Source organism: Comamonas squillarum (genome assembly GCF_025309455.1).
Classification (GTDB): domain Bacteria; phylum Pseudomonadota; class Gammaproteobacteria; order Burkholderiales; family Burkholderiaceae_C; genus Comamonas; species Comamonas squillarum.
This window is the reverse complement of the sequence record NZ_CP104377.1, coordinates 259,503-282,182: the sequence shown is the minus strand read 5'-3', so window position 1 is coordinate 282,182 and position 22,680 is coordinate 259,503. Positions and strand designations below refer to the sequence as shown.

Here is a 22,680-nt window from a genome sequence, read left to right as displayed (position 1 = left end):
TCCACCATGAGCCTTGTCACCGATCTTCTCGCCGGCGTTGCGGAGTTCTTCGCCGATGTGTTGGTGCTCAGGCGCCAGCGCGAAAAGCGAGGCCATGTCAGCCGCGACATCGCCGATGACGCCATGGCGGTCGCGCATTTTGATGTCGTCAGCTTGCTGTGGATTGCCCTGGTCTGCGTTGGTTTGATGTTTCTGCTGATCTTCGGCTTGGGGGTGCCTGTGGGTTGGGGCGTCGGCATTGGCGTGGTCGTTGCAGCGGCGTGGGGATACAGAAAATATTCTCAGATGCTCCGCGAGCCTTGATGGCTTGGGTACTCAGAGCCCAGCCCATCTGCTGCCAGCGCTGATTGGCCAAAAAACCGCCCTTCCCTCACAAACGCAGAACCCGGCGTTTTGCCCGCCAACCTTAGGGCAAGCCGGGAATTTCCACCCAAGGTCGCAGGGCTAAATAGCAACCATTTACAAAGCCGTTACAATCGCGGCTCTCTCCTCCCCAGCAACAGATCCGCCCCGGCGGTCTCAGCCAAGCCAGGAGTTCTCTTCTTGTCTTCCGGCTGAGGTGTGTCCGTGCCCGAGCGCTACTACAGAGAACTGCTGCGGTATTTCACACGCAGCGCAGGTGACGGTGATGTCGCCGCCGACTTGGTGCAAAGTGCCTATACCCGCATTTATGCAATGCAGCGTTCTGGTGGAACGGTGCTGGATGCGCGCGCCCTGCTCTACAAGACGGCGCGCAACCTGGCAGCCAGCGGGGCCAACCGCAGGCTGGCCGAGCAGCGCGTGCTGGATGCACTGAGCCTGGTCGCACCGACCAGTGCACCCTCCGCAGAAAGCACGGCCATGGCCCGTGAGCAGCTGAACCTGTTTTTGCAGCGGCTCGAAGCCATGCCGCGCAAACGCCGCGATGTGTTCATCCTGGTACGCATCTACGGCTTCAGCTACCGGGAAGCCGGCGAGCACCTGGGCATGACCGAAACCAATATTGAAAGGCATGTCATGCGCGGCATCCTGGATTGCGCAGCATATGCGCCCTCTCGCGCCTGAGAACGCAAGCATTGCAAGACCATGGCATCTTCTGAACCCCCTCGCAAACTGGTGGAAGCAGCCTTGCTGCTGGTGGGCCGCGTCCATAAGGGCAACAGCGATGCAGCGCTGGCGGCCGAGCAGGAATTGGCAGCGCACTGGCGTACCGGCTCCCCCGAATGCCAGGCCGCACTGGAGACCGCCGAGCGCCTGTGGGCCAGCACCGATGGCAGCCATCTGCAAGCCAATGTGCCGCCCCCTTCGCGCCAGGATTCCCGTCGCGCCCGGCGTAATACCTTGGGGCTGCTGAGCCTGGGCGGCTTGACGGCGGTGCTCTGGGGCGGTGGCCGCTGGGCCTGGCAGCGGCCAGTTTTTGAACAAGAGTTGCAGACCGCACATGCGCAGCAGCGCGACCTCAGCCTGCCCGATGGCTCCGAACTGAGCCTCGCGCCGAACACCCACACGCGGATCGCCATCTACCGCGATCGCCGCGAGGTGCAACTGCTGCGCGGTGAAATGCGCTTCCGCGTGGCCCCGGACACGGACCGCCCCTTCAGCGTGACGACCGACTGGGGTGGCGTGCGCGTGCTGGGCACGGTGTTCAGCGTCAGCGTGCGAGAGCAGCAAATGCGGGTGGCGGTGGCAGAAGGCCGGGTGGCGGTATGGCCTGCCGAGCGCCCTGGTGCAGCCGTGGACATGAAGGCCGCGCCGCCGGTCACGCTGACAGCCGGCGACGCGATTGCGGCCGACCAGCGCGGCCTGGGACCGCGCTTGCAGGTACCTGCGGACAGCGTGGGCGCCTGGCGCAGCGGCTGGCTGGTGTTCCACAACACGCCGCTGGACGAGGTGCTGGACCAATGGAACGACTACCTGGCACGCCCGCTGCGGCTGGGCAGCCATCCGCAGCTGCGGCAATTGCGGCTGTCAGGGAGCTTCCCTTTGCGCCAGCCCCAGGCCTTTTTGACGGGCCTGCCCGACATGCTGCCGGTGCGCGTGCTGCGCAATGGCGCGGGTGATGTCAGCGTGGAGTTGCGCTGACTGCGCCCTCGCGCAGCGCCATTTGGCGCAGTTACAAATATTTTTTGGGATTTTTGTCAGGGTTGAAGCCCTTCGTTGGTCTTCTGCTGGAAACCCTCCACTGGAAGCAGCTTCTCATGACCCGACCCTCTCTGCCAGCGCGCAGCGCGCGATTCTTTGCTCTATCCCCGTTGGCCTTCGCAGCGCTGACGGCTGCCGCGACCTTGACCGTGTTTGGCATGGCTCCCACCGCCTGGGCCCAGGCGCCTGCTAGCGAGCAAAGCCTGCAGACCGCTGTACCGGCCCAGTCCCTGGCGCTGACGCTCAACGCCATCTCTCGGCAAACGGGCATCGCCATTGGGGCCGATGCCGCGCTGCTGCAGGGCAAAACCGCACCCGCAGTGCCCAGCGGCCTCAGCCTGCAGCAGGCCATCGACCGCGCCCTGGCGGGCAGCGGCCTGGTGTCCGTGCGCAGCGGGCCGGGCACGATCTCCATCCGCCCCCAACCGCCGGTGGCGCAGGACACCGTCACCTTGCCAGCGGTGACGGTCACCGCTGCAATGGATACAGAACGTGCGAACGGCCCCGTGTCGGGTTATGTGGCGCGGCGCGCCACGGCGGGCAGCAAGACGGACACGGCCATCATCGATACGCCGCAGTCGGTATCGGTCATCACGAATGACGAACTGCGCAGCCGCCAGGCCGAGACCTTGTCGCAGGCACTGAACTACACCCCGGGCGTAACCACCCAGCCCACCAGCTTCAGCCGCACGGCCGACCGTTTCCGCATCCGTGGCATGGATGTGGAGTCCGCCAACAGCGGCTCGATGCGCGATGGCTTGCGCTTGCAAAGCAACTCCTACGACGGCATCCAGGAACCCTATGGCCTGGAACGGGTAGAGGTGCTGCGCGGCGCGGCCTCGGTGCTTTATGGGCAGCTGTCGCCCGGTGGGGTGGTGAACGCGGTCAGCAAGCGCCCCACGTCCGAGCCCATCCGGGAGCTGGGCTTGCAGCTGGGCAACCACAACCGCCGCCAGCTGACGGCAGACTTCAGCGGCCCCGTGGGCAGCAGTGACACGCTGGACTACCGGCTGACCATGCTCGGCCGCGACAGCGGTACCGCCAACCGCTACATCCCGGACGACAAGCTCTACATCGCGCCCGCCCTCACCTGGCGGCCCAGCGCGGACACCTCGCTCACCTTGCTGTCCTTCTACCAAAAGACCAATACGCGCTTCTCTGCACCCTTGCCCTACCAACTGGTGGAGGGCGTGGGCAAGGGCCCCTATTTCATTGGCCGGGGCGACTTCATTGGCGAGCCCGACTACGACAAGATGAAGGGCGAGATGTTCACGTTGGGCTATGAGCTGAGCCATGCACTGAACGCGGACACCCGCCTGCACCACAGCCTGCGCTTCTTCGAATCCAAGGTCACCTGGAACTACCTGCAGGCCCAAACGAGTGCGGCAGCCATTGCCGAGGCCGCCTCCACCGGTGTGCTGCGCCGCCAGTACAGTGACCGGCGCGAGCATGCCAAGGGCCTGGTCTCGGACTCCCGCATGGAGTTCAACCGCCCACTGCTGGGTGCCGACCACAAGCTGCTGGTCGGCCTGGACCTCTACCGCATGGACTATGACTCGGAGAACTTCCGCGCCAATACCTCGTCCATCAACCTCGGCAGCTACAACTATGGCCAGCCCGTCACCGTGAACCGCGATTCGGCGTTGGACCGTGGCTCGCGCCGCAAAACCACGCAAGCCGGCCTCTACCTGCAAGACCAGGTCAGCCTGAACGACCGCTGGACCGTGCTGGCAGGCCTGCGCCGCGACTGGGCACAGCAGGACCAGACCGCACACCGCGACGGCAGCCAGGCCAAGCAAAAAGATGGCGCCAACACCTGGCGGCTGGGTGTCGTCTACAAGGCGCCCAACGGGCTGGCACCGTACCTGAGCTACAGCGAATCCTTCTTCCCGGTGTCGGTGTCTGAAGTCTCGGGCATGAGCTTCCGGCCCACCACGGGCAAGCAGTACGAAGCCGGCCTGCGCTACCAGCCCGAGGGCAGCCGCACCCTGCTCAGCGCAGCCATCTACGAGCTGGTGCAAGACAATGTACTGAAGTTCGATGCTGGCGAGAACAGCTACCGCCAGACGGGACAGGTCCGCTCACGCGGCCTGGAGCTGGAAGCCAAAACCGAAGTCTCGCGGGCGCTCAGCGTGATCGCCTCCTATGCCTATACCGATGCCAAGATCACGCGCAGCACCATTGCCAGCGAGATCGGCCAGCGCAGCGAAGACACGCCCTACCACCAAGCCGCTCTTTGGGCCGACTACAACTTTGCCTCCTGGGGCCTGCCACAGCTGCGCCTGGCCGCCGGCGCACGCTACAAGGGCAGCACCCGCGCATCAGGCATTGCCACCGGCATGCCCGCGTACACCGTGGTTGATGCGCTGCTGGGCTACCGCTTTGACGCGCATTGGGATCTCAGCGTCAATGTGAGCAACCTGATGGACAAGAAGTTCACCCAATGCGAGTTCGCCATCTGCCACTATGGTGACGACCGCCAGGCCAGCGCCAATCTGACCTACCGCTGGTGATGCCACGGCATAAAGCCACGCTGCGGGGCTGGCTGGTCGTGGCCCACCGGCTTGCCGGCCTGAGCCTGGCGGCCTTCTTGGTCATGGCCGGGCTGACCGGCAGCCTTCTGGTGTGGAACGGCGAGCTGGATGCGGCGCTGAACCCGCACTGGTTCCGGACCACGGCCCAGGACGCCAGCCCCCAGCCCATCGATGCGCTGGCGCTGCGAGACAAGGTGCAGGCGCAGCACCCCCATGCCCTGGCCGTGCGTGTGCCACTGGCGCAGGAGCCCGGCCAGGCCATGGTTTTTATGCTGCGCCCACTGCCAGGCAAGGGGCCGCTGGAGAACGACCAGGTCTTTGTCGATCCCACCAGCGGCAAGATCCTGGGCGAACGGCGCTGGGGCGACATCACCCAGACCTGGCGCAACCTGATGCCGTTTCTGTACCGCCTGCACTATTCGCTGGCGCTCGGAGCGGTAGGGACCTGGGTGCTGGGCCTGGTGTCCTTGCTCTGGATGGTCGATAGCGTCATTGGCTTTTGGCTGACCTTGCCGGTTAACGCGAAGAGCACGCAGCGCCCCTGGCTGGGACGCTGGGCGCGGGCCTGGAAGCTGGACATGCAAAGCCGCTGGCGTGCCACCTTCGACCTGCACCGCGCGGGCGGCCTGTGGCTGTGGCCGCTGCTGCTCGTGCTGGCCTGGAGCAGCTTTGCCCTCAACCTGCCGCAGTGGCACGACCCGGTCCTGCGGGCCTTCAGCGCGCAGCAACCAAGCACCGCCGAACTGCCCCGACGCAAAACGCCGCTGTGGCAACCCGCGCTGGATTGGCAGGCCGCCCACGCGCAGGCCCACAGCCTCATGCAGCAACTGGCCCAGCAACAACAATTCCAAGTGCTGGCAGAAAGCTCCTTCGCCTATGACCCCCGACTGGGCCTGTACCGCTACGACGTGCGCAGCAGCCTGGACATCAAGGACGAAGGCGGCAGCACCCGCTTGTTTATGGACGGCGACAGCGGAGTCCTGGTCGCCACCTGGTTCCCGACCGGCACGGCGGGCGCGGACACCTTGATCACCTGGATCAGCAACCTGCATATGGCCAGCGTCGGCGGCTTGGCCTACAAGCTGCTGATTAGCTTGACAGGCGTGGGGGTGGCGATGCTCAGTGTGACGGGGGTGTTGATCTGGTTGCGCAAACGCGCCGCGCGTAAAAAGAGCTGAGCTTGGCTTAGTCAGCCACGGACAAATGCACTCAAAAGTTCCTATGCAGCAATGGCCCCACCAGGCGCGGGTCACGCAGCTTGTCCACCCACCACTGCAGCGCGGGCCCCGCGCGGTGCGAATGCCAGCCGACAAACAGCAGGTTGGGTTCGCGCGGGTCTTGCGTGGCCAGGGCCACCAGGCTGCCTTGGGCCAGGTGATCGCGCACTTTCTCCAGCGGTAGCCAGCCAACGCCCAGGCCCGCGACCTGCGCGGCGATCTTGGCGCGCATGCTGGGCATGGCCAGGCGCTCCTGGTGCGTCTGCACGCCATAGCTGCGCGCGACCGCCAGGCGCGAGGTATCGGCCACCACGACCGAGCGGTACGCGGCAATGGCCTCCACCGACAGGGGCCGCCCGTCTTGTGCCTTGCGTGCCAGCGGGTGGCGCGGCGAGACGGCAAACACCCATTCGAGCTGCGCCAGCTCAAACCATTGCAGATGCGCCATCGCGGGCGGCTCGTTGGTGGCAGCCACCACCAGATCGGCGCGCTGGTCCAGCAGGGCCTCCCAGGTGCCGCCCAGCACCTCTTGAGCAATGCGCAGGCGCACGCCGCTGTTGAGCGCATCAAAGTCGGCGATCAGCGGCAGCAGTGCCTCGGTATTGGCCAGCTCGTCGGTCACGATGCGCAGCTCCGACTCCCAGCCCCGCGCCACCTGCTTGACCCGCTCCGTCAGCCGCCGCGCCTGGGCATGCAGCTGCGCGCCCTGCTCCACCAGCAGCAAGCCAGCTGGCGTGAGCGCGATGCGGTAGCCCGCACGGTCAAACAGCAGAGCATCCAGCCGCTCTTCCAGCTGGCGCGCGGCATAGGACACGGTGGACGCAGCCTTGCCCAGGCGCTCAGCCGCGCGCGACAGGCTGCCCGTGGCACGCACCGCTTCGAGAAGCTGCAAATCTTCGAGACTCAACATGTTCGATATTTTTGCACGAGTTCATCGAAATGCTGGTGTCTGTAGCGCCACCCATCGTCAGATACTTCATTCATCGGCTCTACAACTGGGCTGATAACCCAGCAAGATATCAACGAAACAACCGAAGGAAATACCATGAACCGCTTTGAAGGAAAGAATATTTTGGTCACCGGTGGCAGCAGTGGCATTGGCGCCGCATCCGCCATCGCCTTTGCCCGTGAAGGCGCCCGCGTAGCGATCACCGGCCGCGATGCCGAGAGCCTCGCCCGCGTCAAGGCCGAGCTGGGCCCCAACGCGCTGGCCTTGGTCAGCGAAGCCGGTGATGTATCAGCCCAAGCCGAGCTGGTCGCCGAATTACAAACGCAGATGGGCGTGATCGATGGCGTGTTCATCAACGCCGGCGTGGCCAAGTTCGGCCCGCTGCCGCAGATCGATGAAGCGCTGTGGGACAGCAGCTTTGACACCAATGTCAAAGGCCCCTACTTTCTGATCCAGCGCCTCGCTCCGCTGATGACGCGTGGTGGATCCCTCGTGCTGAATGGCTCGATCAACGCCCACATCGGCATGCCCAACTCCAGCGTCTACGCCGCCAGCAAGGCCGCGCTGATCTCCCTGGCCAAGACCTTGTCGGCCGAGCTGCTGCCACAGGGCGTGCGCGTGAATGTGGTGAGCCCCGGCCCCGTCAGCACGCCGCTCTACGGCAAGCTGGGCCTGGCACCCGACCAGGCCAAGTCCATGGCCGCCGACATCCAGGCGCAGATCCCGCTGGGCCGTTTTGGCACGCCGGAAGAAATCGCCGCCACCGTGCTGCACCTGGTGTCCAAGGAGTCCGGGTTTATTGTGGGCACCGAGATCATTGCGGATGGGGGCATGAGCCAGATGTGAAGCGGGGGGCAGCGGGTTCCAGAGCGATGGTTTGGAGCTGCTGCGTCGCAAGAACTACCTTGAGCCAGAGGTTGCAGTTATAGTTTTTGCGGCCAGTGACAGCTTCTGGCTGCGAATTCAACCGATCGACGCAACCCGCGCTACGTGGATCGTTGGTGTCCGCCACTCTGAACTCCAGCCTTGCTGGACGCTCCGCTGAAAGAAGTGGATTCACTTCGGAAAAGACCCATGCACGCGAAACTGTATGAATAAACAGTAAAATTCTGACCTTGGTAGTTTTCACAAAGGTCCAGAAATGTCCGAAGAGCTCCAACAAGAAGCTGCATCAGTCTTCGAAGATCGCCTTTGGCATCACAACGGCTGGGAGGCCCGCGTCATCAAGAATGAAGACGACGATGGCTGGGCGGTTGCCATGACCCAGGACGGCCAGGCCGAGCCCAGCCTGGTCGGCCCATGGACGATGGGCCGTGACAAGAAGAACCCCAAGCCACTTGACGTCTCTGCCTTCAACACCCTCGTCAAGACTGCCCACGAAGTCATGCGGCGGCATGAGCAGCACCTGGCGGCCCAGCTGCACAAGGACATCCAGATCCTGGTGAATGGATCGCGCGTGACCATCTCTCTCGATATTGAGCCCGACGAGGACAATCCCTCCGCGACCCTTACCGCCACCGCAGAGGATGGCAGTGAGTTGGCCAAGGTTCGCGTCAGGCCGGACCATAGCCTCAGCCGAGCGTCTGCGCAACGTTGGGCAGAAGCAGGCTATCCACCTCCTGGCGAGGAATGAGCTTCAGGCCGCGCCGACTTGCGCGGATGCTTGGGTCGGCAGCGCCTATTCATCGGCCGCCATAGCGGACTTCTAGGCGTTTACTGGATCTCTGTCGGTGACTCACGCCGGCCGAGCTGCTGCCCCAACGCGTGCCCTGAGATAGCGAAAGTTCGTCCGACCTCTTTCGAATAGCGTGGACTACTTCAGAAAAACAGGCGCCCCATGTGCATGGAACGCCTGGCTTGCTACTCAAGAAAGCCCTCACCGCTCCCCAAAAATCCCACCTCAGCCCACCGCCCCCTGGCTAGGCTGCCCATCCACCAACCGCCACAGCCCCAGCGCATTGTCGTTTTGCAAAGCCACCGGTCGCAGCGCATCGGGCAGGTCCTGGTAGCAGACCGGGCGCAGGAAGCGGTCGATCGCGCTGGCGCCAACGGAGGTGTACATGGCGTTGGAGGTGGCCGGGAACGGGCCGCCGTGGACCATCGCGTGGCTCACTTCCACGCCGGTCGGGAAGCCATTGACGAGGATGCGGCCACATTGGCGCTCCAGCACCGGCAGCAGGGCGCGGGCGCTGTCGTGGTCGCCCTGCTCCAAGTGCAAGGTGGCGGTGAGCTGGCCTTCCAGGTGCTGGGCGACCTGCAGCAACTCCTCCACACTGCTGGCTTTGACGACGATGGAGGCGGGGCCAAACATCTCCGACTGCAAGGCTTCATTCGCCAACAAGGTTTGCGCGCTGGTCACATACAGCGCGGCCTGGGCTGCGTTGTCATGGTCTGCGGCCACGCCGGCGGCCAGCTGCTCCACACCAGCGGCGGCTTGCACCTGCGCACGGCCGGCCTCATAGGCTTGGTGGATGCCGGCGGTCAGCATGGTTTGCGCGCCCTTGGCACGGATGGCCGTAGCTGCCGCACTGATGAAGGTCGTGAGCGCAGGGCTGTCGACGGCCAGCACCAGGCCGGGGTTGGTGCAGAACTGCCCTGCCCCCATCGCCAGCGAATCGGCAAAGCCCTGGGCCAGGGCCTCGGGCCGCGCGGCCAGCGCCTGGGGCAGCAAGAAGACGGGGTTGATGCTGCTCATCTCGGCATACACAGGGATGGGCTCGGCGCGGCTGTTGGCGATGCGCAAGAGCGCCAGCCCGCCTTGGCGCGAGCCGGTAAAGCCAACGGCCTTGATCTCGGGGTGAGCCACCAGCGCCTCGCCCAGCTCACGGCCTGCGCCCACCAGCAGCGAGAAAACGCCCTCGGGCATGCCTTGGCGCTGCGCGGCCTTTTGCACCGCCCGCGCCACCATTTCGGAGGTGCCCAGATGCGCGCTGTGCGCCTTGACGATCACCGGCGCGCCAGCGGCCAGTGCCGATGCGGTATCGCCACCGGCCACCGAAAACGCCAGCGGGAAATTGCTGGCGCCAAACACCGCCACCGGGCCCAGCGGGATCTTGGCCAGGCGCAGATCGGCACGGGGCAGCGGTTGGCGCTCGGGCTGGGCGGTGTCGATGGTGGCGCGCAGAAAATGGCCATCGCGCACCACCTGGGCAAACAGGCGCAACTGGCCCACCGTGCGGCCGCGCTCGCCCGTCAGCCGGGCAATCGGCAGGCCGCTTTCCGCATGGGCGCGCTCGATCAGCGCATCGCCCAGCTGCAGGATTTCTTCGGCAATCGCCTCCAAAAAGGCAGCGCGCTGCGCTAGCGGCAGGTTGCGGAAAGGGTCGAAAGCGGCAGCGGCCAGGCTGGCCGCCCGCTCGACTTCGTTTTTGCCACCCAGGCCGAACTCGGGCTCGGCAATGGGGGCATTCAGTGTGGGGTTGAAGGCGCGCTGGCTGCCTGCGGTGCCGCGCACGGTGCGGTAGCCAATGACCATGTCTCCAGTGATCTGCATGGAGGGTTTCCTCAAGAAGTTGTTTTGGGGGGAATAGATGAATGGGGGCGCTAAGGCCGCCCGGAATGGCTAGACCCACCGCAGGCCAGCAGCGCTGCGGCAGGTCCGGCCAGCATTCAGGCCATCACTCGTCCAGCGGCAGGCCGCTGCGGTCGCGGGCAATGCCCACGGCGACGATGGAGACCAGCGCACAGAGCACCAGGAAGATGACGACCGGCACATAGCTGCCGCTGTAGTAGGCGATCAGCGCGGTGGCGATCAGCGGCATCGGGCCGCCCACCAGGGCCGCACCAATCTGGTAGCCCAGCGACATGCCGGTGTAGCGGATGTCAGGCGGGAAGGCTTCGGCCAGCAAGGTGCCGATCATCGCGCCATAGCTGGACCAGATGATGCCCAGGCCCACGCCGACAGCCAGCGCCGCGGCCCAGACGGATTTTTGATCGAGCAGCCAGAAGTACGGGAAGATCCAGAGCATGAAGGCGATGCTGCCGCCGATAAAGACTTTCTTGCGGCCGATCTTGTCCGACAGGTGCCCGAAGAACAGCATGCAGGGGAAGGCGATCAGCGCGCAGACCAGCACGATATTGAGGATCGTCGCGCGGGCAAAACCGTGGTCCATCATGTACGAGATGGTGAAGGTGGCGTAGAGGAAGAAGGTCGAGGTCTCCACCACCTTGGCGCCGATGGCGATCAGCACTTCGCGCCAGTGGAACTGCAGGGTCTGCTTGATCGGAATGGGCGCGCTGCTGCGGCTGGCCTGGATTTTCTTGAACGATGGCGTCTCGCCCACTGCATTGCGGATCCACATGCCCACCATCACCAGCACGATGGAGCCCACAAACGGAATGCGCCAGCCCCAGGACAGGAAGGCCTCTTCGCTCATGCTCGCGCTCAGCAGCGAGGTGATGATATTGCCCATCGCCAGGCCCAGCACTGCGCCAGTCTGCGGCACCGCGCCGTAAAAGCCGCGCTTTTTGCGGGGCGAGTATTCGACCGCCAGCAGCACGCCACCGCCCCACTCGCCACCCAGCGCCAGGCCTTGCATCAGACGCAAAACGGTCAGCAGGATGGGAGCCAATAGGCCGATTTGCGCATAGTTGGGCAGCAGGCCCATCAGCACGGTTGACAGGCCCATCATCGACAAGGTCATCGCCAAGGTCTTCTTGCGGCCAATGCGGTCGCCGATGTGGGAGAAGATCACGCCGCCAATCGGGCGGATCAGGAAGGCCAGCGCAAACGTGGCCAGCGACAGCATCTGGCTGACCAGCGCGTTGTCGCTGGGGAAGAACTGCTTGGCAAAAATGATGGACGACATGGTTCCGTAGAGGAAGTAGTCGTACCACTCGATGGTGCTGCCCACGGCGCTGCCAATCAGCGCGCGCTTGCGTTCCGCATCCGGAACCATGGTTTCCTTGTCGGCCATCGTGGCCGTGTGATTCAGAGAGCTGCTGCCCATGTCTCCACCTCGGGTTGTTGATTTATGAATGTCTGCCTGTGCGCAAGCCTGCGGCCTGCCGGCCGTTGCGGCGGCGGGCCGGGCTTGCGTCTGTTTTGTAGAAAAAGCCGGATTACATTGACTGGCGCAGCATCTCGACGTAGTCGTCTGCGCTGGCCTCACGCGGGTTGGTGCGGTGGCTGTGGTCGGCCAGTGCGCCCTTGACGATGCGCTCAAACAGGTCCTCGCTCACACCCAGCTCGGCCAGGCCCGTGGGCAGCTGCAGCGCGCGGGATTTGGTGACCAGGGCTTCCTCCACCGACACGCCCTCGGCCAAGCCCATGGCCTGTGCCAGGCGGGCGATCTTGTCTTCACGCACCACCGACTCTGCACCCCGGTTGAAGCGGATCACCGCCGGCAGCAGGATGGCGTTGAGGGTGCCGTGGTGCAGCTTGGGGTTGATGCCGCCCAGCGAATGGCTGAGGCTGTGCACGCAGCCCAGGCCCTTCTGGAAGGCCAGCGCGCCTTGCAGCGAGGCACTCATCATGTTGGTACGCGCCTCCACGTCGGCGGGATCGCGGAAGGCCACCTCGATATGGCGCCAGGCGCGCCAGAGGCCATCGAGCGCAATGCCATCGGCCGGCGGGTTGAAGGACGGCGCCAGAAAGGTTTCGATGCAGTGTGCAATCGCATCCATGCCGGTGGCGGCCGTCAGGCCTGCGGGCAGGCCCAGGGTCAGGTTGGGGTCGCAGATGGCAACCTTGGGAATCACATGGGGCGAAAGGATGCCGACCTTGCGGCCATCGTCCAGGATGATGATGGCGCCACGCCCTACCTCGCTGCCGGTGCCCGCCGTGGTGGGCACGGCAATGATGGGCAAGGTGGCCGCGGTGATCTTGAGTGCGCCGCCCTCGATCAGCGCAAACTGGCGCAGCGGGCCTTCATGGCGGGCCGATACTGCCACGGCCTTGGCCAGGTCAATCGACGAGCCGCCGCCCACGGCGATGATGCCGTCGCAGGCGCTGCTGTTAAGCGCTTCGACGCCAGCGCGCACGGCCGTCTCCGACGGGTTGGGCGGCGTGCCATTGAACACGCCGAACCGGGCCGTGCCCAGCGCCTGCTTGACCTGGTCGATGATGCCGGCCGCCTCCACACCCTTGTCGGTCACGATCAAAGGATTGGTAATACCCAGCTTCTCGCACACTTCCTTCAGTTCCGCCAGCACACCGGCGCCAAAGCGCACTTCAGTCACATAGTTGATCAGAGCCATAACGTTTTAACAGTTATATCCATTGCTATCAGAAGGCCCGAAGTCTAGGCAGCACGGCCCATTCGGTACACTGACGGCTTCCCATACCGATATAACTTTTATTCATGGCCAGCAGCATCCCCAGCCTCAATTCCGTCATGTCGCGCCTGCATGCCAAGCAGCTGCGCCTGCTCATCGCCATCGAGGAAAGCGGCTCCCTGCTTGGCGCTGCGGACAGAGTCGGCCTCACCCAGCCGGGCGCCAGCAAGGCGCTGCGCGAGCTGGAATCGACCTTGCAGGTGGACCTGTTCGAGCGCACCAACCGAGGGTTAATCCCGACGGAGGCCGGGCACTGCGCGCTGCGTTTTGCCCGCCTGATCCAGTCGGACATCAACCAGCTGCGCTTTGAGCTCGATGCCATCGCCAGCGGCGTGGGCGGCCACCTGGCGATTGGCACCATCATGGGCGCGGTGCCGCTGCTGTCCGACGCGCTGTCGAACGTGCTGGCGCGCCAGCCGCATATGTCGGTGGAGATCATCGAGGACACCAGCGAGACCTTGCTGGGCATGATCGAGCGCGGCCAGATCCATGCCGCCATCTGCCGCTCCTCGGTCAGCCGCACGCCCGAGGTCTATGAGTCGCTGTTCATCAAGCAGGAGTCGCTGTCGGTGATCGCCAGCGTGCGCCACCCTGCGATGGGCGCCAAGGCCGTGCAGTTGCAGGACCTGCAGGACAGCCGCTGGCTGGTCTACCGCGCCCGCATGCCCATGCGACGCTTGCTCGAGCGCGAGTTCCACGAAGCGGGGCTGCACTTCCCCTCGCACCTGATCGAGACCACGTCGGCCCTGGCCACCGTCACCATGCTCGGCCGCAACAACGACCTGGTGGCCCTGGTCTCCGACGACATCGCGACCTATTTCTCGCGCAATGGCCTGGTCGGCACCATCGATCTGACCCTGCAATCGCGCAGCGAGCCCTATGAGCTGGTGCTGCGCAAAGGCGCCCCCCAAAGTGCCGCGCTGGGGCTGTTGGTGGAGGCGCTGTGCGGCGGCGCGGCAGAGGCGTGACGGACGCCTAAGCCTGTGGGCCAAACCATGAGACAGCGCGACCCCGCCCCTATCGATGGGGTCTTACAGAGATTGCCTGTGTACAGGAGATTGCTGGCGCATGTGCACTTAATACACTTATTAGCTTCACTAATGAGTTGCAGCGATGGCTTCGTTGAGAATTGAGCAGAAGAAACCCCCTGTGGTGCGCCATGCATCGCGCCCACCTGATGAAAGAGCTGCCTGTGCCTCCGCATGATTTCAACGCTCCGCGCTGGGCCGGGAGGCTGGCCGTCAGCCCCCCGCCCAGGCCACGCAGATATGCAGCGGTCTAGCCAAATGCTGCAACCCCTCCGCCCCACGGTCCTTGTTTTGGCCGCAGGCCAAGGACGGCGCTTTGCGCGTTCGGGCGGCACCACGCACAAGCTCGACGCGATGCTCGGCGACGTGACGGTGCTGGAACAGGTGCTGCGCAGCGTCGTTGCATCGGGGCTTGCCTACTATGTCGTGCGCCCCGCTGCGGCCCCGCCGGCTGCCCACATCGATGGCATGGGCCACTCCATCGCGCGCGGCGTGGCAGCGACTGCCGACGCCAATGGCTGGCTTATCCTGCCCGGCGACCTGCCCCTGGTTCGCACGCAGAGCCTGATGGCGGTAGCGCTGAGCCTGGCCACCTATCCAGTGGTGGTGCCGCAATGCGGACAGCAGCAAGGTCACCCGGTCGGCTTTGACAGAACATGCCGTGAGGCATTGCTGCAGCTGAAGGGCGACACGGGGGCCAGCGCCGTTGTGCGCAGCCATCGGCAAGCGGGAACGGCGCACACCTTGCAGCTCGATGATCCCGGCATCGCCATCGATATCGACACCTGCGATGACCTGGCGCGGGCACAAGCGCTGCTGACCAGCGGAAACTTTGGGCAGGAGGCCAGCCTTGGAAAACGTTGATGCACGGGTGTTGCGCAGTGCGCGCGACTGGCTGGCCAGCGGGCACCGCGTGATGCTGGTCACGGTGGTCAAAACCTGGGGGTCATCACCCCGTCCGGTGGGCTCGATGATGGCCCTGCGCGAAGACGGACCGTGTGTCGGCTCGGTGTCAGGCGGCTGCATTGAGGACGACCTGGTCCATCGCTACACCAGTGCCTATGGTGACGCCTGCATGCGGCAGTCCAGGCCCGAGCTCGTGCGTTACGGCGTAACGGCAGACGAGGCCCACCGCTTTGGCCTGCCTTGCGGCGGCACCCTGGAATTGCTGCTCGAGTTTGCGCCTGCGCTCTCGGTGATGGACGACCTCGTGCAGCGCCTCGATGCCGGGCAACTGGTGCAGCGCACGGTGGACTGCCACTCTGGTCTGGTCCGCCTGGCAGAGACCTCATCGCCGGCGGCTGTGCATTTTGATGGTGCGAGCCTGTCGGTCACGCTCGGGCCCCAGTACCGCATGCTGCTCATCGGCGCGGGCGCGCTGGCAGAGTATGTTGCCGTGATGGCGCTGTTCAACCATTTTGAGGTGACGGTCTGCGATCCGCGCATCGAGCACCACGACACCTGGTCGGTGGCAGGCGCCAAGCTCAGCACCGAGATGCCGGACGACGCCGTGCGCAGCATGCAGCCGGACACGCGCAGCTGCATTCTGGCGCTGAGCCACGACCCCAAGCTCGATGACCTTGCGCTGCTTGAAGCGCTGTACAGCCCTGCCTTTTATGTGGGTGCCATCGGATCGCGGCGCAACGCACACAGCCGCAAGCAGCGCTTCAGCGAGCATTTTGACGCGACAGAGGATGCGCTGCAGCGACTGCACTCTCCCGTAGGCCTGCATATTGGCAGCAAAACCCCCGCCGAGATCGCGGTGAGCGCCATGGCAGAGGTGTTGGCAGTCAAGAACGGCATCTTGCGACACAGCGCCTGACTGCGCCCAGGTTGGCCGCAGCGAGCCGGTGCACGGCCCGACCCTCTGCGCTTACAGCAGTTTTTCCGGGGTGATCGGAAGACTGCGGATGCGCTTGCCGGTGGCGTGGTAGACGGCATTGGCGATGGCCGCCGGGATGCCGACCATGCCAAGCTCGCCCATGCCTTTGACACCCAGCGGGTTGACGATGGTGTCGTCTTCCTCCACAAAAACGGTCTCGATCGCATGGATGTCCGCATTGACCGGCACATGGTAGTGCTGCAAATTGGCGGTCATCAAGCGCCCCGTGCGGTGGTCCACCTCGGTGGCCTCTTCCAGCGCCATGCCGATGCCCCAGACCACGCCTCCGATTTCCTGGCTGTGCGAGGCGAGCGGATTGAGGATCTTGCCGCAGGCGGTGATCTCGATGACCCGGGTGACCTTGACGGTCCCCAGATCGGGATCCACCTTCACCTCGACAAACTGTGCGCCATGGGCGAGCGATGCGTACTTGTCACGCTCGGGCGACGGTGTTGACTTGTAGACCTCGGTGATTTCGCTCGTACCGGTGCTGCGCATGACATCGGCGATCTCCACCCCGCGCGCAGCATCGCTTTTGAGCCGCAAGCGGCCGTCGAGCATCTCCACGTCGTCAGCGCTGGCACCCCGCAATGGCGAGCTGGCATCGCGGTTGGCCAAATCCAGCAGCTTGGCGGTGATCGTCAGCGCCGCACCGCGCACGGCCGATCCGACACTGGAGGTGGTCCAGGAGCCGCCCTGCGCCGGTGCCTGGGGCTGGCGCGTGTCACCCAGCTCAAAGGTCACCTGGTCCAGCTTCAGGCCCAGAAACTCTGCAGCGATCATGCTCATCACGGTGTAGGTGCCCGGGCCGATATCGCTGGTCGCGCTGGACACGGTGGCCGTCCCATCCTGGCGGAAGGTGATCTTGGCGCTCGCGGGCATCTGCATGGCCCCCCACACGCTCGATGCCATGCCCCAGCCGACCAACAGCTTGCCGTCGCGCATCGAGCGGGGCTCGGGCTTGCGGTTCTTCCAGCCGAACTTCTCGGCGCCCAGGCGGTAGCACTCGCGCAGCGCCTTGCTGGAAAACGGCTTGCCGCTGACCGGGTCCACCTCGGCATAGTTGACCAGGCGCAGCTCCATCGGGTCCATCTTCAGCGCATACGCCAGCTCGTCCATGGCGCTCTCCAGCGCAAACATTCCGCTGACAGCGCCGGGCGCACGCATCCAGGTGGGGGTGGCCAGATCGGTGGCGGCCACCTTCAGCGGCATGTCCAGGTTCTCGCAGGCATACACCTGCTTGAGAAAGCCGGTGGTGTTGTCCGAGAACACCTCGAACGAGGAGGTGTTATGGAAGGCCTCCTGAATGATGGCTTGCAGCTTGCCGTTAGCGTCCGCACCCAGCCTGACTTTCTGGATCGTCTGTGGCCGGTAGCCGTGGCCGGTGAACATCTGCGTGCGCGTCAGCACCAGCTTCACTGGCCGCTTGAGTTCGCGGGCCGCCATCGCTGTCAGTGAGGGGTAGTAATTGGGCTTGAGCGATGAACCAAAGGCGCCGCCGACAAACGGTGACACCACGCGGATGTTCTCTGCGGGCACGCCCAGCCCTTCGGCCAGGTGCTTTTGCACGCCATACACGTTCTGGGTCTTGTCAAAGACGGTGAGCTTGTCACCCTCCCAAAATGCGATCGCGGCATGCGGCTCGATCGGATTGTGGTGGTTGATGGGGATGTGGTACTCGGCGTTGACCTGAACCGCCGCTGCCTGCAGTGCCTTTGACGGATCTCCGCGTGGGGGTGTGTTGTCCGACGAGGGCTTGGCCTGGTCCAGCACCGTCTCCAACGCGGTGGTAGGGGGCTCGCTCTGGTAGCTGGCCTGGACCAGCCGCGCCGCATAGCGCGCCTGCTCGTAGCTCTCGGCCACCACCAGCGCGATCGGCTGGCCGTTGAAGAACACCTGGTCCGACTGCAGCGGCCAGGCCCATTGCGGAGCGGCATCGGCAGCGGGCGCCTTGCCCAGCCGCCCGGCATTGAGGTGGGTAAAAACGCGCACCACGCCTGCGGCCTGCTCGGCGGCGCGGGTGTCAATCGCGGTGATGCGCCCCTTGGCCACCGTGCTGAGCACAACAAAGCCATAGGCGACATGCGGCACCTGGAACTCAGCTGCGTACTTGGCCTTGCCGGTGACTTTGGCGACCCCGTCCACGCGGGTCGTCTCTTTACCTAGATAACGTGCCATGGTGATTCTCCTTCGCCCTTAACCGAGTTTGGCAGCACGCATCAGCGCGCGCACCACGGAACGTTGAGCCAGCTCCACCTTGTAGCCGTTGTGGGCCAGCGGTTTGGCACCGCTCAGCGCCGCCTGGGCCGCCTTGGCGAAGGTCGCCTCGTTGGCACGCTGGCCCACCAAGGCCGCCTCGGCCTCCGCGCTGCGCCAGGGCTTGTGGGCAACACTGCCCAGCACCACGCGCGCCTGGCCGATGGTGCCGCCCTCCAGTTGCAGCGCTGCAGCCACCGACACCATTGCGAAGGCGTAGGAGCTGCGATCACGCACCTTGAGGTAGTGCGAATGCTGGGCAAATTGCGCAGCCGCGACCGGCAACTCAATGGCCAAAATCAGCTCGCCATGCTCCAGGTTGTTGTCCCGCTGGGGTGTATCGCCTGGCAGACGGTGGAACTCCGTGATCGGGATCAAGCGCTCGCGCCCGTCGGTCGCCCGCACCCGAACACTGGCATCCAGCGCAACCAGCGCATTGGCCATATCGCCGGGATAGGTGGCAACGCAGGCATCGCTCCATCCGAGCACGGCATGGATCTTGTTGAGCCCTTCGCGCGCGCCGCAGCCTGTGCCAGGCTCGCGCTTGTTGCAAGGCGTGGCGGTGTCGTAGAAATAGTTGCAGCGCGTGCGCTGCAGCAGATTGCCGCCATTGGTCGCCATATTGCGCAACTGCCCCGAGGCGCCAGCCACGATGGCCTGGGTCAGCAGCGGGTAGTTCTCGCGGACCAGCGGATGGTTGGCCGTCTCGGTATTGGTCGCCAACGCACCCAGAGACAGACCCGCGCGGCTGCGCTGAATCTGCCGAAGCGGTAGCTGGCGGATGTCGACCAGGCGCGTGGGCCGCTCCACATCTTCCTTCATCAGATCGACCAGATTGGAACCGCCAGCGAGAAACCTGGCTCCCGGCACGCCCACCATCGCGGAGGCAACAGCGGCAGCATCGGCCACCCGCAGATATTCAAACGGTCGCATGGCCATCCTCCTTGCCTGCCGAGGCAGTTTGCGTCTCCGTGGCATAGCCCCAGGTCTTGGCAGCTTGCCTGCCTGAATGGACCTCTTGCACGGCAGCGACGATGCCCGGGTAGGCACCGCAGCGGCAGATGTTGCCACTCATGCGCTCCTTGATCTCGTCGTTCGTCAGGCGGGTCGTGGTTTTGCGCACATCACCTGTGACATGGCTGACATGGCCGCGTTGGGCCTCCGCGAGCACGCCAACGGCCGAGCAGATCTGCCCTGGCGTGCAGTAGCCACACTGAAAGCCGTCATGCTTGATGAAGGCCGCTTGCACTGGGTGCAGTTGATCGCCTTGGGCCAGGCCCTCGATCGTGGTCACCTCGCGCCCTTCCAGCGTCGCCGCCAAGGTCAGGCAGGACAGCACCCTCTGTCCGTCTACCAGCACCGTGCAGGCGCCGCATTGCCCTTGGTCACAGCCTTTCTTGGAGCCCGTCAACGCGAGCCGCTCACGCAACGCATCCAGCAGCACTACCCGCGAATCGAGCTCCAGCGTTTGCGGCACGCCATTGACCTGGAAAGCCACCTTGACGACGTTCTGCGCTTTGATGGGCGCCACCGCCGCGCCTTCGGCCAGCGGCATCTGCGCCAGGGCGGCCTCCTGCGCCAGCAGATCTGCGGCAAACAGCCCCACACTGCCTGCAGCCGAATGGATCATGAAGCTGCGCCTTGCCTGGCCCACCCCCTGGAGTTGCGGCATTTCTTGGAGCAAGGCTGCTTCGTCGGCGCTCAGCTCGACGGGGAAATCAGCATCATCGGAATGTGTCATCGTGGTTTCCTTGATTGCGCGCCGGGAGGCGCTTGCGATTCGGCAGGGCGGGCCCCAAGCGGCTACGTTCTTGGCGACGCATGCGGGCTTGGCGTGCTGCGGGGCAACGGATGTCAGAAGCGGTACCTCCGGTCTCCAGTGCCCCAAGCGGCACATGGAGCTGGAGTCCGACCTGGGCTTGCGCGACGCCACTGCCCAGCAACAGACAACCTGCAGCGCAAGCCGTTAGATCCTAGTGCTGGATGCTGGGCGCGCCAGTCAGACAGCAGCGCAGCTTGTGCGGCGGGTGGTCGTACACGGGCGCCGGTGCTTCCAGACCTGGCCATGGGCCTATCTTGAGATCCTCTGGCCTCTTTGACTAGCTAATGAAACCTTCTAGACCTTATTAGCCTTGCTAATCAATTGCCCGTGCGACACTTTCGCGATGGTCAAACGCAACCTCAACGATCTGCTGTACTTTGTCACGGTCGCCCGTGAGGGGAGCTTCACGCGCGCGGCCTCGGTGCTGGGAGTGACCCAATCGGCACTCAGCCAGGCCGTCAGCAGTCTGGAGGCGAGGCTTCATATTCGCCTGCTCACACGCACCACGCGCAGCGTGTCGGTCACGGCCGCCGGCGATCGGCTGCTGAGCGCGATTGGCCATCGCTTTGACGAAATCGACGCCGAGCTGCACCAGCTCACCGAAATGCGCGACAAGCCCAGCGGCTTGGTGCGCATCACCTGTGGCGAGCATGTCGCGCGCGCCACACTGGTGCCAAAGCTGGCGCCCTTGCTGCTGCAGTACCCTGACATCAAGGTCGAATTCGACGTCAACTACGGATTGCGCGACATCGTTGCGGACCGCTTCGATGCAGGGGTGCGCTTTGGCAACACCATCGACAAGGACATGATCGCTGTGCCCATCGGACCGACATTGCGCATGGCGGCCGCCGCATCGCCGGCCTACTTCCAACGCCATCCGCTGCCCAAGACGCCAGGCGATCTGATCACACACAACTGCATCAACATGCGTATGCAGACAGCAGGAGGCTTGTGGACCTGGGATTTTGAGCGCCGGGGCAAGCCGCTGAGCGTTCGGGTGGACGGGCAGGTCATCTTCAATACCTCTCCCAGCATCGTCGATGCAGCACTGGCCGGCATGGGCATAGCGCATTTGCCCGAAGACGAGTTTGCCCCCCACCTGGAGCAAGGCCGCTTGATACGGGTGCTGGACGACTGGTGCCCACCCTTCCCCGGATACTACTTGTACTACCCCAGCCGACGACAGCCTTCACTCGCCTTTTCTTTGGTGCTCAATGCGCTGCGGGTCACACCGCTGCCCCTTGCCATCGCTGCGGGTTCAGCATAGCGGGGGCGATGGTCTGCACGCAGTCGCCAGCCACATCTGGCGCAGCACCCCTTCGCGCCCCGATCCCCCGCCAATCTTGACCTGGTGCCGACCGCTGGCAGTCCCGCCTATAGTCAAGAGCGCGTCAACAACGCTAGACTGCCGGCTTGCGAGGCGGTCCTGCCGCAACGCACGTTCTGATGATCACAACGGAGGAAAAGAGATGTTTGACCATATCGGCATCGGTGTCAGCAACCTGAATGTGAGCCAATCCTTTTTTCTCCCATCGCTGCTCCCTTTGGGCGTTGGGCTTGCGATGGAGGGGCCCGGCAGCATCGGTCTGGGCCGCAACGGCAAGCCTTCGCTTTGGTTGACGGAGTCTTCGCAGAAGCCGACCCCTGTGCACATCGCCATCACCGCCCAGACCCGAGCGGAGGTGGATGCCTTTTATGCAGCAGCGCTGGCGGCCGGTGGGCGTGACCACGGCGCTCCCGGCTTGCGGCCGCACTACCACGCCAACTACTACGCGGCCTTTGTGCTTGACCCCGACGGCCATAACATCGAGGCAGTGTGCCATCAGCCCGTGCTCTGAATACGCTGCGCTGGGCGCCTGTCACAGGCTGGGGCGCAGCCTGATGCCCATGGCAAAGGCCAGAGCACATTCAGCCCCCCAGCACACCATCACATGCTGCGTGGACTTGGCCAGCGCCGCCTATATTGAACGCCCCACCATCTCGGCACCGACAAACTGGCTAAAGACGGTATCGCCAAAGCGGCTGGCGATGCCGGGACTGTGGAAGTGGCCCAGCCCGGCCTTTTCGCCAGGCCACCCGGGCTGCCCATCGGCACGCGGGTCATCGATTCGACGCCGGCTGCAATGACCATGTCCATCGCGCCCGACATTACCGCCTGCGCGGCAAAGTGTATGGCCTGCTGCGAGGAGCCGCATTGGCGGTCAATGCTGGTGCCGGGCACCGATTCGGGCAGCCTGGAGGCCAGCACCACATTGCGCGCCACATTGCTGGACTGCTCGCCCACCTGGCTGACGCAGCCCAGAAACACATCGTCCACAGCGGCCGGGTCGGCATCGACGCCCTCGACCACCGCATTGATGACCTGTGCGGCAAGTCCACCGGATGCCAGCCGGCCAGTTGGCCACCCCGGCGGCCACCGGCCGTGCGTTGTGCCGCCACGATAAAAGCTTCGGACATGGGTCTCCTTTGTCTCGTCATTGTGTAGAAGATGATCGGGAAGAGTTTAGGCGCGCAGCCAGATCACCCACCCCCCCATAACGGGTGGCCGGCGAAGTTTGGCGGCAGCGTGCAGCCCCCTCGTCCTACAGACGGCCC

The 22,680-nt window shown here is 64.6% G+C and carries 19 protein-coding genes and 1 pseudogene; 12 read left to right on the top strand and 8 right to left on the bottom strand.

The genetic code is table 11. The features are described from left to right. Nucleotides 1-6: 6 nt before the first annotated feature. From N4T19_RS01290 to N4T19_RS01270, 5 genes are all read left to right on the top strand, one after another. The gene (locus N4T19_RS01290; protein WP_260719230.1) at nt 7-303 is read left to right on the top strand and encodes a hypothetical protein; all 297 of its coding nucleotides are present in this window, start codon (nt 7-9) and stop codon (nt 301-303) included. Nucleotides 304-567: 264 nt separating this feature from the next. Continuing rightward, nucleotides 568-1,044, top strand: coding sequence for an RNA polymerase sigma factor (locus N4T19_RS01285; protein ID WP_116925272.1), 477 nt, complete (start codon nt 568-570; stop codon nt 1,042-1,044). 21 nt (nt 1,045-1,065) lie between these two features. Continuing rightward, a complete protein-coding gene (locus tag N4T19_RS01280) occupies nt 1,066-2,061 on the top strand; it encodes a FecR family protein (protein ID WP_116925106.1) in 996 nt (331 codons plus the stop codon). 116 nt (nt 2,062-2,177) lie between these two features. After that, entirely contained in the window at nt 2,178-4,634 is a 2,457-nt protein-coding gene (locus tag N4T19_RS01275; RefSeq protein WP_207788052.1) for a TonB-dependent siderophore receptor, read from the top strand. Next, entirely contained in the window at nt 4,634-5,833 is a 1,200-nt protein-coding gene (locus N4T19_RS01270) for a PepSY-associated TM helix domain-containing protein (protein ID WP_116925105.1), read from the top strand. Before N4T19_RS01275 ends, N4T19_RS01270 begins: the two co-directional genes overlap by 1 nt. Nucleotides 5,834-5,864: 31 nt before the next feature. Here N4T19_RS01270 and N4T19_RS01265 read toward each other — a convergent pair whose 3' ends face one another. Beyond that, nucleotides 5,865-6,782, bottom strand: a complete 918-nt coding sequence (locus N4T19_RS01265) for a LysR family transcriptional regulator (protein ID WP_260719229.1) — start codon at nt 6,780-6,782, stop codon at nt 5,865-5,867. A 135-nt stretch (nt 6,783-6,917) separates the two neighbouring features. Between N4T19_RS01265 and N4T19_RS01260 the strand changes: the two genes are divergently transcribed. Both N4T19_RS01260 and N4T19_RS01255 read left to right on the top strand, forming a co-directional pair. Further along, a complete protein-coding gene (locus N4T19_RS01260) occupies nt 6,918-7,667 on the top strand; it encodes an SDR family oxidoreductase (protein ID WP_260719228.1) in 750 nt (249 codons plus the stop codon). Between the two features lie 295 nt (nt 7,668-7,962). Next, on the top strand, nt 7,963-8,454 hold the full coding sequence (locus N4T19_RS01255; protein WP_260719227.1) for a hypothetical protein: 492 nt from the start codon (nt 7,963-7,965) through the stop codon (nt 8,452-8,454). Between the two features lie 267 nt (nt 8,455-8,721). On the opposite strand, the gene N4T19_RS01250 is transcribed toward N4T19_RS01255, so the two are convergent. The 3 genes from N4T19_RS01250 to N4T19_RS01240 all read right to left on the bottom strand — a co-directional run bounded on the left by N4T19_RS01250 (nt 8,722) and on the right by N4T19_RS01240 (nt 13,019). Then, complete coding sequence (locus tag N4T19_RS01250; RefSeq protein ID WP_260719226.1) at nt 8,722-10,314, bottom strand: aldehyde dehydrogenase (NADP(+)); 1,593 nt, start codon at nt 10,312-10,314, stop codon at nt 8,722-8,724. A 124-nt stretch (nt 10,315-10,438) separates the two neighbouring features. Further along, entirely contained in the window at nt 10,439-11,770 is a 1,332-nt protein-coding gene (locus N4T19_RS01245; protein ID WP_260719225.1) for an MFS transporter, read from the bottom strand. 112 nt (nt 11,771-11,882) lie between these two features. After that, on the bottom strand, nt 11,883-13,019 hold the full coding sequence (locus N4T19_RS01240; RefSeq protein ID WP_182345370.1) for an iron-containing alcohol dehydrogenase: 1,137 nt from the start codon (nt 13,017-13,019) through the stop codon (nt 11,883-11,885). A gap of 104 nt (nt 13,020-13,123) precedes the next feature. On the opposite strand from N4T19_RS01240, the gene N4T19_RS01235 reads away from it, so the two are divergent. From N4T19_RS01235 to N4T19_RS01225, 3 genes are all read left to right on the top strand, one after another. Beyond that, complete coding sequence (locus N4T19_RS01235; protein ID WP_409935144.1) at nt 13,124-14,065, top strand: LysR family transcriptional regulator; 942 nt, start codon at nt 13,124-13,126, stop codon at nt 14,063-14,065. Nucleotides 14,066-14,383: 318 nt separating this feature from the next. After that, nucleotides 14,384-14,989: a nucleotidyltransferase family protein gene (locus N4T19_RS01230; RefSeq protein ID WP_182345369.1), complete on the top strand. Its 606-nt coding sequence runs from the start codon at nt 14,384-14,386 to the stop codon at nt 14,987-14,989. After that, nucleotides 14,976-15,947 carry an XdhC family protein gene (locus tag N4T19_RS01225; RefSeq protein ID WP_182345368.1) on the top strand — a complete coding sequence of 324 codons (972 nt, stop codon included), beginning with the start codon at nt 14,976-14,978 and terminating at the stop codon, nt 15,945-15,947. The genes N4T19_RS01230 and N4T19_RS01225 overlap by 14 nt, the downstream gene beginning before the upstream one ends. Nucleotides 15,948-15,998: 51 nt before the next feature. Here the strand turns inward: N4T19_RS01225 and N4T19_RS01220 are convergent, their stop codons facing one another. The 3 genes from N4T19_RS01220 to N4T19_RS01210 are packed head-to-tail and all read right to left on the bottom strand — an operon-like array spanning nt 15,999 to nt 19,935. Continuing rightward, nucleotides 15,999-18,185, bottom strand: a complete 2,187-nt coding sequence (locus tag N4T19_RS01220) for a xanthine dehydrogenase family protein molybdopterin-binding subunit (protein WP_260719224.1) — start codon at nt 18,183-18,185, stop codon at nt 15,999-16,001. Between the two features lie 18 nt (nt 18,186-18,203). After that, entirely contained in the window at nt 18,204-19,196 is a 993-nt protein-coding gene (locus N4T19_RS01215; protein WP_116925268.1) for an FAD binding domain-containing protein, read from the bottom strand. Continuing rightward, nucleotides 19,183-19,935, bottom strand: a complete 753-nt coding sequence (locus tag N4T19_RS01210) for a 2Fe-2S iron-sulfur cluster-binding protein (protein WP_198424367.1) — start codon at nt 19,933-19,935, stop codon at nt 19,183-19,185. The genes N4T19_RS01215 and N4T19_RS01210 overlap by 14 nt, the downstream gene beginning before the upstream one ends. 493 nt (nt 19,936-20,428) lie before the next feature. Between N4T19_RS01210 and N4T19_RS01205 the strand changes: the two genes are divergently transcribed. Together N4T19_RS01205 and N4T19_RS01200 are read left to right on the top strand one after the other, a co-directional pair. Further along, nucleotides 20,429-21,352 carry a LysR family transcriptional regulator gene (locus N4T19_RS01205; RefSeq protein WP_182345364.1) on the top strand — a complete coding sequence of 308 codons (924 nt, stop codon included), beginning with the start codon at nt 20,429-20,431 and terminating at the stop codon, nt 21,350-21,352. Nucleotides 21,353-21,554: 202 nt separating this feature from the next. Then, nucleotides 21,555-21,923 carry a VOC family protein gene (locus N4T19_RS01200; RefSeq protein ID WP_182345363.1) on the top strand — a complete coding sequence of 123 codons (369 nt, stop codon included), beginning with the start codon at nt 21,555-21,557 and terminating at the stop codon, nt 21,921-21,923. 129 nt (nt 21,924-22,052) lie between these two features. Here the strand turns inward: N4T19_RS01200 and N4T19_RS01195 are convergent. Next, a pseudogene (locus tag N4T19_RS01195) lies at nt 22,053-22,542 on the bottom strand (thiolase family protein); the annotation flags it as partial. Nucleotides 22,543-22,680: the final 138 nt, after the last annotated feature.